The sequence below is a fragment of the Bacillus sp. SD127 genome (assembly GCF_058566445.1).
This window is the reverse complement of record NZ_CP191226.1, coordinates 2,083,768-2,097,456: the sequence shown is the minus strand read 5'-3', so window position 1 is coordinate 2,097,456 and position 13,689 is coordinate 2,083,768. Positions and strand designations below refer to the sequence as shown.

Sequence of the window (13,689 nt, the reverse complement as noted above, 5' to 3'; positions counted from 1 at the left end):
CACATTACCTTCCTTTTATCAATCGTTTCCGTATCCATAAAGAAGAGGCTGCCGGCACCCAGCACGCCTCTTCATTTATTTTATTTTGATACAGAATGTAAAGCCACTTCTATCATATCATGAAAAGTGGTTTGACGCTCTTCTGCTGTTGTTTCTTCTCCTGTTAATACGTGATCGCTCACGGTCAGGATGGACAGCGCTTTTCTACCGTGCTTCGCTGCCAATGTATACAAAGCGGTTGTTTCCATCTCTACCCCGAGCACACCGTATTGGGCAAGCTTCTCAATTTGAGAATCGTCATTGTAGAACTGGTCAGCAGTAAATACACTGCCTACCGTCACCGGTACGCCTTTATCCTTAGCGGCGTCATAGGCATTTTTCAAAAGCTCGAAATCTGCGTTAGGCGCGAAATCGATACTTCCAAAAGCGACTCTGTTCATTTGTGAGTCAGTAGAAGAAGTCATGGCCAAAATGACGTCGCGCACTTTGACATCTTTACGGATGGCGCCGCAAGAGCCTACTCTTATTAAGTTTTGCACATCATAGCTTTGAATTAATTCATTGACGTAAATTGAAATGGACGGAACGCCCATGCCCGTGCCCTGCACAGAGATTTTTTTGCCTTTATATGTACCTGTAAATCCATACATGCCTCTGACTTCATTATAGCATTCCACATTTTCAAGATACGTTTCAGCGATAAATTTTGCTCTTAAAGGGTCCCCCGGCAATAGTACCGTATCCGCAATTTGTCCTTTTTCCGCACCGATATGTACACTCATCTCATATCCTCCTCAACCAAAATTAACGATCAGTCCGTTCATTTTACAACGGATGTCATGATGAGACAAACTTCAGCATTGATTATAAAGGAATGTTCCGAAAAAAGAAAATGATCCGGGGTATTTTTAGGCGCCATTAGAGAAAATCGGGATAATTGAGCTGCTTATATGAGAACCTAACGGCAAAAGGAGGGATGAAACATGGGTAAAAAACAGCGTAACCGAATAACCGGACAAAAAAAGAACAACCACATACCTGCTAAAGACGTTATCGCAGCTGAAGAGGCGCACGAAAAAGAGCATTCCGCGGCCAAACGAAAACCTTAAAAAACAGAAAACTGCGGATATCCGCAGTTTTCTTTCGTTATGTTGTTTGCACAATCAGACGATTGATTTTCCTCCATCCGGCGGGAAGCAGTTTATAATATGTTTTCCCTTTTCTGCCTTCATCAATCAAAATCACATCCCCTGTGGCCATAAATCTCGCATCATAATCACTTGGAACAGTATCGAATACATTAAACAAAGAGAATGCTCTTTTTAGCACGTCTTGATGATTGCTCCCGTTCAGTTCAGTTCGATAGACGGCTCTGTAGCCTTTTTTTTCACCAAACCGGGGTGTTTGAAATATTGTCACATCGTAAAAACAAGACTTCTTTTTAAACACGGATAACATCATCAAGATCCCTCCCTTTTATTTCTATAACATATTGGCGTTTCGCCCTCTTTTTCCTCTCTCTACTTTTGTCGAAACGAATGAAACTTTTCGTCAAAACCTTTCACGAGGAAAAACAGCAGCAGGCCGAGACTGAAGCCTCCTAAAACGTCAGTTAAAAAATGCACGCCGAGGTAGACTCTGCTGGCACCAACCAAAATAACGACAGTACCGGCGATTATGTATACCGCTTTTTTATGCTTTGACAAAAACGGGATGTGTTTCACTAAAAAGTAGGCGATTACTGGATAAACACAAGCAGCGTTCATGGAGTGGCCGCTCGGAAAGCTGAAGGACGACTCATGAACGAGCGGTTCAAAATCCGGCCTTGCCCGTTCGATCCACTCTTTTAATATTTTGTTTAACAGACGATCCGCACCGAATATGAAGAGCATCAAAAGACCGTCCAAGGTTCTCTTGTAAAAAAACAGCCCTGCCCAAATGACTACGATAAGTGGCAGTAAAAAGGAAGTAGCACCAAGATGTGTCACCCAAATCACCACATCGATCAGCCAAGGCTGACGGATAGCTGCGGCTGCCTTACTGATCATTTCATCTGCTGATTGAACAGCAGCTGTATGAATAACCGCGGCTAAAAAAAGAAAGAGAAGAAACAGACTGACTGGCTTGTACAAGATTTTCCCTCCTTTATTTCTCAAAAATTCATATCAGCCGAATAAAAAACCGGAGCTGGCCGCTCCGGTTTCAAGCCTTAACAATCTTCATCCAGCTCTTCATCTATCATACATTTTTCTATCAGATAATCAAAGGTAATATCGGCGATTTCAAACAGCTCATCTTCACTCGGTATGTAGCCCCGTCTTGCAAGCTCTCTGTAAAAAAATTCAGCGATTTCTTCCGTGTCAATCACAAGATCTATTTCTTTCATAACCGTACCGCCTCCTTTTTTATGTTTTATGAAAAAACGGGATGAATTATACCCGGTGTTCTAAACAATTCTTTCATTCATATACATTGAATAAAAAAACAAGCCATAGGAGGCTGACAAATGATCGCTAAAATGATGGAAGCACTGGACGGAGAAAGATTCGATATGGTGATGGAAAAAACGCTCAAAGGTATGACGCATGTCATGATTTGGGGCTGTCTGCCTTACTTTTTATATGTGATCATCCGCTTGTTCACAAACTAACTGAAGTGTTCTTTTAAACTTTCCAGCACAAACATCATCATATCTTTATATTCTTCATCTTTAAACATTTCGTACAGAATTTTGTAATCGTTGTAAATATCCAAAAGCTCATCAACAATTGATACAGCCAGGATGCGCAGGGTATCTTGATCTTCATCTTCGCCTTCAAACTGAAGAAGAGCAGACGGTACAATATCTTCGCCGATCTCATGGGCAGTTTCTCCGACATAGTGGACAAACAAAAGCTGATGCACAAACTGGTCCATTTCATACTTTCTGAGTACCAGCGTGAGATCCTCTTCCTCCGTTTCAAGCCACTCTCCATCCTTTAAACGAGTCAGCTCATAAATAATATCTTCCCAGCCATCTTCTAAATATCTCCAAATTTCTGTTCTGTGGCCGATAATGCGAAAGAGTTCTTTTCCATAATCTTTTACATAAACGACATCTCCAATGAGGAATTCATATTCAATATCAAGTTTTTCCATATCGACAATGACGCCTTCATAATCTTTATATAATTGAATGGACGATTCAAAATATAAGACTTCATTGTGGTTTACTTCATAAAGATAGTGCTTATCGATTTGGTGCACTTTTGTGATTGTGCCGACTGTCCCATACATAATGACGACTACGATATCCCCTACTTGGAATTTCGGTTTATTTTGCTTCACGGTGTCTCCCCCTCGCCGCAACATTTCTCATACGCTATCGTATGCTGGGTTACACCAATTCGCATGGGCATGAAAACCATTGGAAGTATCCAATTATGGTATGTGTATGCGCACAAAAAAATCCGCAGCGGATCTGCGGATTTAAACATGCGGTTATTTGCCGTGCACCTCGGCCTCGTATTTTTCCCAAGCTTCATCAAACGTAGCCATCGTGTCCAGATAATCAACATTCAGCTCCAAATATGAACTGATTTCGTGATAATCGGTTGATGTTTTTGGAAAGCTGTGATCCTCATACGCCTGATTGGCAAACTCACTGATGCTGTCCTGCGGCTTAGGATGTCTGTATTTCAATAAATAGTGATAAAAGGATTTCATGGGTTTCCCCTCCTGGTGTCTGTCTTTTGTTGTTCTATTATACAGTGCAAGTGTAAAATTACAACAAAAGAATAACGAAACATCATTCAGGAAAAATCAAAATAGTTGCGTTTTAATATCCTTTCCGTTTCCATGAGCTGTTGATACGTCAGACTTTCAGGGAGTTTTCTTGTGTTGATTAAAAACAGCTGATCCTCAATATCCTTTATCGTCGAATCCTCTTGGTAGGCCATTCCGCAAGAAGAGCAAATCATCGCGGGGGTGTTTGTCAGCTCTATGGCTCGTGTGCCGTCAGGAAGCTCCCAATAAACCGTGTTCGTGCCAGGCTGCGCCTCAGGCACACCGCACCATTCGCATGTTTTCATGAAGAATTCCCCCCGCTTTCTGCCTCTTTTTCTTTTTTCTGCTGTGCTAAAAATTTCTTTTCCTTTAGCTGGTCTCTTTTCTCCCGCCGGTCCTTTAAGGTTTCATGCCCCGGCTTCGCTGTATATGCTTCTCTCCTTTTGATTCTGGCCACGTTTTCCGGTGTGAAAGAAATCTCTTTGTCGGCAAGGATGGCACTCAGTCCAATTGGCTCTTTTTTGTCGACAGCTTCAGGAAAAACAGACTCAAAATAGGCGTCAGCCTGGTTAGGGATATAATGTTCAGGTTCCGGATAAGAGGTAATGACTCCTTCAAAATTTCTCAAGATGATTTTGTCAGGACTTTGCGATAAAACATAATTTGGCTGCAGTGCGATTTTCCCGCCGCCGCCTGGTGCGTCAACGACAAAAGTTGGTACCGCGTAGCCTGAAGTATGGCCTCGCAGCCCTTCAATAATCTCCAGCCCTTTTGAAACCGGAGCTCTGAAATGTCCGATGCCTTCTGAGAGATCACATTGGTATATATAATAGGGACGGACTCTGATTTTCACCAAGTCATGCATAAGCTTTTTCATAATTGTTACCGAATCATTAATGCCTGCTAGCACGACGGCCTGATTTCCGACCGGCACACCTGCGTTCACCAGCTTTTCGCAAGCCTCAACGGATTCCTCCGTCATTTCGATGCTTGTGTTGAAATGGGTGTTCAGCCAGACCGGATGATATTTCTTTAAAATATCGCACAGTTGATCGGTGATTCTCTGAGGGAAAACGACAGGCGCTCTTGTGCCGATTCTGATAATTTCCAGATGGGGTATACTGCGCAGCTCTTTTAAAATGTATTCTAAAATTTGATCATTGATCAGTAACCCGTCCCCGCCTGAAATCAGGCAGTCCCGGATCTCGGGTGTCTCCCGAATGTAGGCGATCGCGGCATCAAGCTGCTTTTTAGGGACACCCATTCCGATTTGACCGGAAAAACGCCTCCTTGTGCAGTAGCGGCAGTACATGGAGCATTGGTTCGTGACAAGGAACAGGACTCGGTCGGGATAACGGTGTGTCAGACCGGGTACCGGAGAGTCTTCATCCTCATGAAGCGGGTCTTCCAGGTCGTATTTTGTTTTGTGCATCTCTTCAGAGAGCGGCACAGACTGCATCCGTATCGGACATCTGGGGTTGTCGGGATCCATTAAGGAAGCATAATAGGGTGTGATATTTAAGGGGATCGTTTTAGTAGAAATTCTGACGCCTTCCTCTTCTTCTTCGGTCAGGTTAATCACTTTTTTCAAGTCATCTAATGTTCTTACAGTATGGGTCAGCTGCCACAGCCAATCATTCCATTTTTCTTCCGGAACATCCTTCCATAACTCTATCTCCTTCCAATGCCGTTTCGGTTTATACCATTTGTTTGTCAAATGAAATTCCTCCTCGTGCATTTCTTTTTGACTTACAGGCGCTTGCACCAGATATTCATATTTTCGAGCCCTTCTCCTATATAACAATTATTGATCAGCCTTCCGCCATACTGATACCCGGAATGATACAGGACAGCATTCATGCCAAAAGATGCAGCGCGGGCGAGTGAAAATACTTGAAAGATATCTTGCTCTCTCATTTCTTTTTCTAATGCATCTATTAAAATACTTGTCAGCGAACGGCCCCGATAATCGGGAAGCACGGCACAGTCCGTCATTTCGGCATGCCCCAGCTCAGGATTGATATCTGCGCTTGCCGCGCTAATCAGACGGTCATCTTCAAGCATGACATAATAAAGCGTATGCTCATTCATCGTCTTTTCAATATAGGCGGGATCAAACACAGGAGTCGGATACGTGCGGAATACTTTTTTATACAGCATAGATAACTGATACATGTCGTTTGTTTCTGCTTTTCTCATTGTAAAAGGAGACCTGTCTTCGATTTGTGGCTGAGGCTTCAATTTATATAATAGCTCTATCATTTCCTGCTCGGATAAATAGGTATCTGTTTGTCTTCGTTTTTCTGTGAGATAACGGACCATAACGGCAGCGCGATGGCCGAGATAGTAGCCTTCGAGAAAGCCCTCCGGCGTAAACAATTGTTTAGCCAGCTCTGCCTCGTCATGCTGTTTAGTGTACACAATAATTTTTTCGGCACCCTCCTCTTCAGCCGCTGTCATAATATCAGACAAGGCTTCCTGAATAGCGCCTTCATAACGAATGACTCTAATTCGTTTATTAAAGCGGTCATTGTCTATGACAGCCGTAACACCGCTATTCTTTACCGTTTTGATCATCAGCATCCTCCCCGTCTGTATGAAGCCCGCACCAATCCATCACAAAAAGAGCAATAATTTTAGCTGATTCTAACATGGCTTCAACCTCAATATACTCGTTTGCCTGATGTGCCGTTTTCGTCTCTCCCGGTCCAAAAACGATAACAGGAGTATCTCCCGCATGATACAAAAGGCCGCCGTCTGTCCCCCAAGGCGACGCTTCGATGATCGGCTCTGTTTGTTTTATTTTTTGATAGGCTGATTGCAAAACTGATAGTAAAGGATGGCCATCAGGCAAATCATTCGGCAGCCATTGAGCCCCGAACCATTCCACTTGAATTGGATGGCGTTTAAACCATTCATCATGGTATTGTAAATCTTTCAGCCAATTTTCCAATTCCATTTTCACTGCTTCAGGCTTTTCATGAGGAGCAATTCCGCACCTTCCTTCTATGACGACGCGGTCTGCTACCGAGGACGGCCATGTTCCGCCTGAGATGGTGCCAATATTAATTGGAACCGGGATTGGGATATGATTATAAAGCAGGTCAGAAATTCTTGCATTGCGGACTTTTTCAAGCTCTTGAATGGCTGTAATGACATGCATGCTTTTTTCAATGGCGCTGACACCTTCATACCGTGTGCCTCCGTGTGCCGCTAATCCTTTAACCGTGATCCGAAACCACATCGAGCCCTGCTGTTTAATAAAAAGCTTCATATTCGTCGGCTCCGGAATTAGCGCCCCGTCCGCACGATAGCCTCTCATAATGGCAGAAAGTGTTCCGGCGCCGCCGCACTCTTCATCTATAACACTTTGAAACAATACATCACCTTTCAGTTTGACATCGCAGGCGTGCAGAGCTTCTAATGCAAATAGAAGGGCTGTATTGCCTCCCTTCATATCAGTGGAGCCGCGGCCGTAAATTTTACCATTTACTTCGGAAGCTTGAAACGGTTCATACTTCCATTCTTTCAAATTTCCTTCTGGCACAACATCGATATGCCCGTTTAAAATCAGAGATCGTCCTCCGCCCTCTCCCGTTTTTTTAGCGACAATGTTCGGGCTCTCATGAAAATCCGAACGGTCTGATATAAAATAGGGATGCTGTTTTAATTGTTTTAGGCTCGGCTCCCACACATCAATGTCCATATGAAATTGCCTAAGCTTTTCAAGAACTACTGCCTGGGCGTTAAATTCCTTGCCAAGTGTGCTTTTTTCTCCAACCAGCCTTTTCAAAAGACGAATGGCTTTGGCTGAATGCTGATCAAGCCATTCGATTACTTTTCTTTCAATGTCCTGCATCATCACTCCCCCTTTTAAGAAAAAGGCATATCTACCATTATTTCAGCGTCGGTCAGCCCGATCACCTCGTCAATTGTTGAGCCATTCATCAGTTCTTTTAAAATAAAATGATGCCGGCCAACTGCAAGAACTGCTTTTTCAGTAATGATCATATCTACACAGCCTGCTGCTGTTAACGGAAGGGTGCAGGCTTCTGTTAATTTAGGCCTCCCTTTTTGATCGGTATGGCTCATGACGACAACCACTTTTTTCGCTTTTTGGGCGAGCTCCATCGCACCGCCCATGCCTGGCACCTTTTTTCCGGGTACAAGCCAATTCGCAAGGTCTCCCGACTGGCTTACCTGCAAAGCGCCTAAAATCGTAATATCAATCATGCCTCTTCTGATCATGGCAAAAGACATCGTTGTATCAAAATAAGATGCCCCCTTTACAGCACGGACAGGGAATCCCGCGGCGTTGCATAAATTTTCATCCTCATTCCCTTTTTCAGGACTTTCGCCAATCCCGAGTACGCCGTTTTCCGCCTGCAGCATAACCTGCATGTCAGGCGGCAAAAAGTTCGGCACCAAGGAAGGGATGCCGATACCGAGATTCACCATCATGCCTGGTTTGATTTCAGAAGCAGCCCGTCTGGCGATCTGCTCTCTTTCTGTTACTCCCAAGCCCATTTCCACCTCACCCCTTCGCTTCTCACAACCCCCTCAACAAAAACCCCAGGCGTTACAATCATTTCTTCTGCAATATCACCCATCGGCACAATCGTCTCAGCCTCGGCAAAGGTTCTTTTGGCGGCCATTGCCATAAGTGGATTCATGTTGCGCGCTGTTTTGTCATACGTTAAATTGCCGAATTCATCTGCAATGCAGGCATTGATGAAGGCAAAATCAGCCGTCAGCGCTTCTTCAACCAAGTATTGTTTCCCCGCTACAGACACAATCTCTTTTTTCTCACAAACCATTTGATTATCAATGCCGATATCGGTCAAAATGCCGCCAAGGCCGGATCCGCCGGCGCGAATCCGTTCTGCGAGCGTGCCCTGAGGCGAAAATCGAACCTCTAATGTGCCGTCTGTCATCTGTTTTCCGGCTACGGGATTTGAACCGATATGCGATGCAATCAGTGTCTTGACTCTTTTATTGACAATAAGCGGTCCAATCCCAATCTCCGGGAATCCGGCATCATTGCAAATGACAGTTAATTCTTTCACACCGCTGTCCAATATGGCTTCAATCAAAGAAGGAGGAGAGCCGACTCCTCCGAAGCCGCCAAACATAAGGACCGACCCATCACGCACATCTGCAATTGCCAATTCAATGCTGATCGTTTTTTGAAATGGTGCCATATTGATTTCAGTCCCTTTTCAGTTTTTTTCAACTTCTGCAACTGTTTCCGAAAAAGTTGATATAAGCTCTTCCATCTCTCCGTCTGAGATTGTGAATGGAGGAGCGATGATTACGGCATCTCCTTCCCCGCTGTCGATTCCAGCCTTGGCAGGATAGACAATGAGCCCGCGTTTTTTTGCTTCGCTGATGATACGCTGGGTCATCGACCGATCTTGCGGAAACACTCGCTTTGTCTTTTTATCAGCCACAAATTCAACGCCTAACAGCAGTCCTTTGCCGCGGACATCCCCAATGATGCCGCTTCGGTGCATCATCTCTTCAAGTTTCTTTTTCAGCTTGAAGCCCTTTTCTTCAGCCTGTTTGATCAAGCCGTGTCTGATAACATAACGCAAAACCTCGAGAGCGGCTTTGGCTGAAAAGGGATGAGCACTGTATGTGTGACCGCTCATAATAATACCTGATCCTTGTTTTATCGTTTGGAGAACCGTATCAGACACAACTGCAGCTGCAATAGGCGCGTAGCCTGCACCGAGCCCCTTTCCAAGCACAGCGATATCAGGAACGGTATGCCAATGCTCTGTCGCAAGCATCCTCCCAGTTCTCCCAAGCCCGGTCATCACTTCATCCGCAATAAACAGCACACCATGTGAGCGGCACACCGCTTGCAATCTCTCATAATATCCAGAAGGAGGAGTGATTGCTGCTCCCGCGGCTCCAATAATAGGTTCTGCCACAAATCCAGCAATAAACTGACTTCCGATTCTTTTTATAGCGGTTTCCAGCTCCTCCGCAGCCTTTTGAACAAAATCTTTTTTTGCCTCTTGATTCAGCCGATATATATGCGGGGCTGAGAGAGCGGGATAACGCTCTAGCAAATGGGTGAACCGGTACCTGCGTTCATAAAATCCCGACAATGAAAGCGCTCCCAAAGTTATTCCGTGGTAACTGCTCCATCGTGAGAGAAAGATGGATTTTTCTGTCTGCTTTTTTTCCTGCCAATATTGAATGGCGATTTTCATTGCCGTTTCTATGGCCTCTGATCCGCTATTGACAAAAAAAGACCAATTCAAGTCTCCCGGCAGCTGCTCAGCCAGTAAAGCAGCTAATTGCTCGGCCGGCTCACTCGTAAACTGCGAGCGGTAAGCAAAAGACACCTTATCAAGCTGTTCTTTCAGCTGCTCGGTTACTTCATCAACCCCATGGCCGATATTGCATGTCACCGCACCAGATGAGCCATCAAGATATTTTTTTCCGTTCTGATCATACACATATGTGCCCTTTGCATGACTGACAATCGGATATTCCGCATTAAGTTCTGGCTTAATTAAATAACTGCTCATGCTTCCACCTCAAAAACACCTTTTCTACATTGTATGAGTGTCCAAATAGCGGCATGACGTTCCCTATAAAATCTTTTTTCGCACAAAAAAAGAGCCCTTCCGAACTTCGAAAGGCTCTTGTGTTATTTCATCTAGCAAATAAAAGCGGCTCCGACGATAATTAATAAAATGAACAAGACAACAATCAATACAAATGTATTTGTCCCGCAGCCAAATCCTCCGTAACCGTATCCATGATAATATCCATGCATATTGTTTTTCATCCTTTCTTATCACGATATACGGCATTGTATGCGGGCCAAGTCCCAAACGGTTTGTGCAAATGCCCATCTATGTAAGGAAATAATGAAAAACAGTGTGCACCCGCTCAAATTTTTTAAATTTGAGCTTTTCATAAAAATGAGTAACGCCATCAGAATTTGAGGCCACTAAATAAGCATCGTCCATTCCTAAAGATTTGGCAATGGACAGCATCTCACCCACAAGAATACTGCCGTAGCCCCTTCTTTGAAACTGATCCAAAATCGCCACTTCTTCAATTTTCGCCGTTTTCTCTTGCGAATCAATAAAAAGTTCTCCGCAGCCAATCGGAATGTTCTGTGATGAATCGCTGTAACAAACGACAAGCAAAATCGTACCCGCTTTGTAAAAAGGATATTTTCTCACTAATTTTTGTTCTGCGGTTGCCTCTCCTATATAAAGCGAGTCATAAATTTTCATGATAGAAGATCCGTCACTAAGACTCTTTGCCGTCCCCCATGCCGTGAAAGGATGTCCCGTCTGTCCCTTCCAGTCTTCAAGCTTCATGCAGTATAACAGCTCATCTTCAACCACAAAACCGCTTTTCACAAGCGACTGCTTCAAAACGAGCGGAAAAACATGCTGAGGAGACGCTTTTAAATGGATATAATTCGCATCAAGCAGCTTCGGTACGGACGGCAAAAAATCAGGTATACGCTCCAATGGAAATGTATCATGAAGCTGCACAAAATTATGAGAAAAAATTTGCGGCAGCTTGGAATCTTTATATACACTGTAATGACCAAACAACTTCGATTCAGACGTTAACGATAGGTATTGATGCTCCGTTTTTGAATAATGTCCTGTCATGAATGTCTCCTTTTTATGACCTATACATTTACTCGATTGCAATATTTAATTTCTTTATAATCTCATCGTACACCGGATAAAACGGCTTTCCAATTGGAAATTGCTGAATATTCCGGAAAGAAGCGGGTATTGGTTTCTGCTGCAAAAAGAATTTTCTCGCCACTTGCTCGCTGATTGGATGAAAAACACCGTTTAGAAATAGAAACCGCTCGCGTTCTATAAAAAACAGCCTTCGTCCAGGCGGATTTGCGATCACCCCAGATCTGTCCCGCGTGATAGGCGGCCCTTCCTGCAGATCCTCGAGCACTTCTTTTTCAATCGTCAAAATATCTTTTCTTTTAAATTGATAAAATTGAAAAGCATGCTGACTTTCTATCCGTCTTTTTTTACCGGCGTCAATGTAAAATACTGCAGGCTGGTCAGCTTCTTTTACCAAAACATAATTCGGAATGTTTAAACATTTCCCCGTATGATATTGAAATAAATACGGATCGGGGATAACAACAGTCCGATCCAGATACACTGAACTCCATCTCTCCCCCACAGGATGCCGCACACCTTGATCAAGAAAATACACATGTTGATCAGATCCTTTTACAAACGTGCCGTCAATCAAATCGGCGGGCAGAAACTGATAAGCGTTTTGAAAGGAATTCGGGGTCTTATACGTTGTATCTAATACTTCATTTATCGGCAGGAACGGGGCAAATGTGTTTACTCTAATCCAAAAAATTGAGTCGCCGTGATTCCAATGCATCATATCATCGTCCCAATAGCTTCCATATTTATCTTTGATCCGATCAAGCAACGAACGGCGATGCATAACAGAGCAATGATCGACTTGAAAAGCGGCTTGATCAAGCACCGCATTGGCATCTCTGTAAAAGTGGGAAATTTCCTCTCCTCTTTCGTTTACATGAACAACTTTTTGTTTTGAATAGACTGCCTGTGCTTCAGGATGACACAAAAATGTCTGCACCATATGGCTCAGCCGATCAGGATGATAAACTGTATCATCGGTGAGATAAGAAATGTAGTCGCCTGCGGCAAATGGAAGAGCGTTATTAATTAATGTGGCATAACGGGTTGTTTTTAATCGATTTTGAGGATGGACGAAGCTGTTTTTATAACGAATGCGCTGGTCATGAAGGTACTTGTGAATCACCGCAATCGTTTTCTCATTTGAATGGTCATCCATAACAAAAAGCTCCCAATTGCTATGAGTTTGATTGATGACACTCTCAATCGCCATTTGCAGATAATCAGGTTTGTTATAACTCGTTAAAATAATGGAAACTTTGTCCCCCATCTCTGCAAGCCTCCTATTGTCACACATGAAAACGGCTCCGCAGCAAGCAGAGCCTCTGTCAACATGTAAAAAGCACCTCAACTTACAATAGCAACATTTGATCCCGTTTGATTTAGCGGGTTCTGAAAAATAACCAAATCAGCCAGGGATTTTTACGATAACATTTTGAAGCGTATCTCCATTGATCAGATTGACTCTTGAAATCGGACACCAAGCTCTTGGCAACTACGAGCTGGCGTTTGAGACCAGATTGATTTCCGTCTGAAGCTGTTTGACGTATAAGCAGAATGAATAAAAACAGAATAAAATGCAATTCGTCGTCATTTTCTTCTTGGTTCACTTTGTTTTCTAAATCCAAACTTCCCTCTCTCCCTTACCCTCTGTTTCACAATATGAACATGCTGTCAATTGCGGTATAGGCAATGTCCATCCATAGAAGAAAATCAGCATTTTCCTTAAATATATGAAAAATAGCTCAGGTACGGCGTTCGACTCATACCAATTGCCAATCAGGAGAATATGATTAAACGTGAGTTCAATAATTAATAGGAGGTGTATGTGTTGAGCAGTGAAAATGCGCAGTTAAAAAAGGATATTATTAAAAGCCTTTTAAGCCCTTTATTTACAAATGCAACAGAAGGAGGAGAAAACGTGAATAATAACCTTAAAGAATTACTTGAAGCTGCTGTTGATAAAAAAGTTGACGAAAGCGAAACGGTTACTGCTGAATCTGTTTTAGATCCTTCCCTTCCTGCAAGATGGATTTTTGCCAGAATTACACCTGGCACTACCATCAGCATTGTGACAGATTCCGGTGACATGATCGGTCCGGTTGTCTTTGTTGCTTTTGATCAAGTTCACGGCATCGTATTTGTCACACAGGAAAGCTCTGTAACTCCGCCAGGTCAAGCGACAACATTGATTGATGTAGATAAAGTAGAAAGCGTTACATTCTTTTCATAA

General features: G+C 43.4%; 19 protein-coding genes and 1 pseudogene. 3 read left to right on the top strand and 17 right to left on the bottom strand.

Going from position 1 to position 13,689, the window contains the following annotated elements; all coding sequences use genetic code 11:
• Positions 1-80: 80 nt before the first annotated feature.
• Positions 81-782, bottom strand: coding sequence for a purine-nucleoside phosphorylase (deoD, locus tag ACQVGS_RS11285; protein ID WP_024121757.1), 702 nt, complete (start codon positions 780-782; stop codon positions 81-83).
• A gap of 201 nt (positions 783-983) precedes the next feature.
• Between deoD and ACQVGS_RS11280 the strand changes: the two genes are divergently transcribed.
• Positions 984-1,109, top strand: coding sequence for a hypothetical protein (locus tag ACQVGS_RS11280; protein WP_024121758.1), 126 nt, complete (start codon positions 984-986; stop codon positions 1,107-1,109).
• A 37-nt stretch (positions 1,110-1,146) separates the two neighbouring features.
• On the opposite strand, the gene yodL is transcribed toward ACQVGS_RS11280, so the two are convergent.
• The 3 genes from yodL to ACQVGS_RS11265 all read right to left on the bottom strand — a co-directional run bounded on the left by yodL (position 1,147) and on the right by ACQVGS_RS11265 (position 2,386).
• Positions 1,147-1,461: a shape determination protein YodL gene (yodL, locus tag ACQVGS_RS11275; RefSeq protein WP_038954208.1), complete on the bottom strand. Its 315-nt coding sequence runs from the start codon at positions 1,459-1,461 to the stop codon at positions 1,147-1,149.
• Between the two features lie 59 nt (positions 1,462-1,520).
• The gene (locus tag ACQVGS_RS11270; protein WP_188323061.1) at positions 1,521-2,132 is read right to left on the bottom strand and encodes a phosphatase PAP2 family protein; all 612 of its coding nucleotides are present in this window, start codon (positions 2,130-2,132) and stop codon (positions 1,521-1,523) included.
• 77 nt (positions 2,133-2,209) lie between these two features.
• Positions 2,210-2,386: a YozD family protein gene (locus tag ACQVGS_RS11265; protein ID WP_010334612.1), complete on the bottom strand. Its 177-nt coding sequence runs from the start codon at positions 2,384-2,386 to the stop codon at positions 2,210-2,212.
• Positions 2,387-2,506: 120 nt separating this feature from the next.
• Between ACQVGS_RS11265 and ACQVGS_RS11260 the strand changes: the two genes are divergently transcribed.
• The gene (locus ACQVGS_RS11260; RefSeq protein WP_103671803.1) at positions 2,507-2,650 is read left to right on the top strand and encodes a hypothetical protein; all 144 of its coding nucleotides are present in this window, start codon (positions 2,507-2,509) and stop codon (positions 2,648-2,650) included.
• On the opposite strand, the gene yodN is transcribed toward ACQVGS_RS11260, so the two are convergent.
• The 13 genes and pseudogenes from yodN to cgeC all read right to left on the bottom strand — a co-directional run bounded on the left by yodN (position 2,647) and on the right by cgeC (position 13,084).
• Positions 2,647-3,327 carry a germination protein YodN gene (gene yodN / locus ACQVGS_RS11255; RefSeq protein ID WP_010334614.1) on the bottom strand — a complete coding sequence of 227 codons (681 nt, stop codon included), beginning with the start codon at positions 3,325-3,327 and terminating at the stop codon, positions 2,647-2,649. The two genes, ACQVGS_RS11260 and yodN, sit on opposite strands and share 4 nt — an antisense overlap.
• A gap of 153 nt (positions 3,328-3,480) precedes the next feature.
• On the bottom strand, positions 3,481-3,705 hold the full coding sequence (locus tag ACQVGS_RS11250) for a YozE family protein (RefSeq protein WP_010334616.1): 225 nt from the start codon (positions 3,703-3,705) through the stop codon (positions 3,481-3,483).
• Positions 3,706-3,791: 86 nt separating this feature from the next.
• Positions 3,792-4,070, bottom strand: coding sequence for a YokU family protein (locus ACQVGS_RS11245; RefSeq protein ID WP_188323062.1), 279 nt, complete (start codon positions 4,068-4,070; stop codon positions 3,792-3,794).
• Positions 4,067-5,482: a lysine 2,3-aminomutase gene (gene kamA, locus ACQVGS_RS11240; RefSeq protein WP_095713124.1), complete on the bottom strand. Its 1,416-nt coding sequence runs from the start codon at positions 5,480-5,482 to the stop codon at positions 4,067-4,069. Before kamA ends, ACQVGS_RS11245 begins: the two co-directional genes overlap by 4 nt.
• A gap of 32 nt (positions 5,483-5,514) precedes the next feature.
• Positions 5,515-6,342 carry a putative beta-lysine N-acetyltransferase gene (gene ablB / locus ACQVGS_RS11235; protein WP_106021303.1) on the bottom strand — a complete coding sequence of 276 codons (828 nt, stop codon included), beginning with the start codon at positions 6,340-6,342 and terminating at the stop codon, positions 5,515-5,517.
• A complete protein-coding gene (locus ACQVGS_RS11230; RefSeq protein WP_491831740.1) occupies positions 6,320-7,630 on the bottom strand; it encodes a peptidase in 1,311 nt (436 codons plus the stop codon). Before ACQVGS_RS11230 ends, ablB begins: the two co-directional genes overlap by 23 nt.
• Before the next feature lie 8 nt (positions 7,631-7,638).
• On the bottom strand, positions 7,639-8,292 hold the full coding sequence (locus ACQVGS_RS11225) for a 3-oxoacid CoA-transferase subunit B (protein ID WP_024121766.1): 654 nt from the start codon (positions 8,290-8,292) through the stop codon (positions 7,639-7,641).
• Positions 8,277-8,966, bottom strand: coding sequence for a CoA transferase subunit A (locus ACQVGS_RS11220; RefSeq protein WP_106021307.1), 690 nt, complete (start codon positions 8,964-8,966; stop codon positions 8,277-8,279). The genes ACQVGS_RS11225 and ACQVGS_RS11220 overlap by 16 nt, the downstream gene beginning before the upstream one ends.
• An 18-nt stretch (positions 8,967-8,984) precedes the next feature.
• Positions 8,985-10,307 (bottom strand): aspartate aminotransferase family protein, encoded by a 1,323-nt coding sequence (locus ACQVGS_RS11215; RefSeq protein WP_127696852.1) that lies wholly within the window; start codon positions 10,305-10,307, stop codon positions 8,985-8,987.
• A gap of 131 nt (positions 10,308-10,438) precedes the next feature.
• On the bottom strand, positions 10,439-10,570 hold the full coding sequence (locus ACQVGS_RS11210; protein ID WP_373271166.1) for a YjcZ family sporulation protein: 132 nt from the start codon (positions 10,568-10,570) through the stop codon (positions 10,439-10,441).
• 67 nt (positions 10,571-10,637) lie between these two features.
• Positions 10,638-11,417 (bottom strand): spore maturation N-acetyltransferase CgeE, encoded by a 780-nt coding sequence (cgeE, locus tag ACQVGS_RS11205; RefSeq protein ID WP_188323063.1) that lies wholly within the window; start codon positions 11,415-11,417, stop codon positions 10,638-10,640.
• 28 nt (positions 11,418-11,445) lie between these two features.
• A complete protein-coding gene (gene cgeD / locus ACQVGS_RS11200) occupies positions 11,446-12,726 on the bottom strand; it encodes a spore maturation glycosyltransferase CgeD (RefSeq protein WP_188323064.1) in 1,281 nt (426 codons plus the stop codon).
• 77 nt (positions 12,727-12,803) lie between these two features.
• Positions 12,804-13,084: pseudogene (gene cgeC, locus ACQVGS_RS11195) on the bottom strand (spore maturation protein CgeC).
• Positions 13,085-13,287: 203 nt separating this feature from the next.
• Here cgeC and cgeA point away from each other — a divergent pair.
• Complete coding sequence (cgeA, locus tag ACQVGS_RS11190; protein ID WP_024121772.1) at positions 13,288-13,689, top strand: spore crust protein CgeA; 402 nt, start codon at positions 13,288-13,290, stop codon at positions 13,687-13,689.

Bases quoted from the DNA above. Each gene is read 5' to 3' on its own strand.
- deoD (WP_024121757.1), bottom strand. From the start codon at position 782: ATGAGTGTACATATCGGTGCGGAAAAAGGACAAATTGCGGATACGGTA.
- ACQVGS_RS11280 (WP_024121758.1), top strand. From the start codon at position 984: ATGGGTAAAAAACAGCGTAACCGAATAACCGGACAAAAAAAGAACAAC.
- yodL (WP_038954208.1), bottom strand. From the start codon at position 1,461: ATGATGTTATCCGTGTTTAAAAAGAAGTCTTGTTTTTACGATGTGACA.
- ACQVGS_RS11265 (WP_010334612.1), bottom strand. From the start codon at position 2,386: ATGAAAGAAATAGATCTTGTGATTGACACGGAAGAAATCGCTGAATTT.
- ACQVGS_RS11260 (WP_103671803.1), top strand. From the start codon at position 2,507: ATGATCGCTAAAATGATGGAAGCACTGGACGGAGAAAGATTCGATATG.
- ACQVGS_RS11250 (WP_010334616.1), bottom strand. From the start codon at position 3,705: ATGAAATCCTTTTATCACTATTTATTGAAATACAGACATCCTAAGCCG.
- ACQVGS_RS11245 (WP_188323062.1), bottom strand. From the start codon at position 4,070: ATGAAAACATGCGAATGGTGCGGTGTGCCTGAGGCGCAGCCTGGCACG.
- ablB (WP_106021303.1), bottom strand. From the start codon at position 6,342: ATGATCAAAACGGTAAAGAATAGCGGTGTTACGGCTGTCATAGACAAT.
- ACQVGS_RS11225 (WP_024121766.1), bottom strand. From the start codon at position 8,292: ATGGGCTTGGGAGTAACAGAAAGAGAGCAGATCGCCAGACGGGCTGCT.
- ACQVGS_RS11220 (WP_106021307.1), bottom strand. From the start codon at position 8,966: ATGGCACCATTTCAAAAAACGATCAGCATTGAATTGGCAATTGCAGAT.
- ACQVGS_RS11215 (WP_127696852.1), bottom strand. From the start codon at position 10,307: ATGAGCAGTTATTTAATTAAGCCAGAACTTAATGCGGAATATCCGATT.
- ACQVGS_RS11210 (WP_373271166.1), bottom strand. From the start codon at position 10,570: ATGAAAAACAATATGCATGGATATTATCATGGATACGGTTACGGAGGA.
- cgeE (WP_188323063.1), bottom strand. From the start codon at position 11,417: ATGACAGGACATTATTCAAAAACGGAGCATCAATACCTATCGTTAACG.
- cgeD (WP_188323064.1), bottom strand. From the start codon at position 12,726: ATGGGGGACAAAGTTTCCATTATTTTAACGAGTTATAACAAACCTGAT.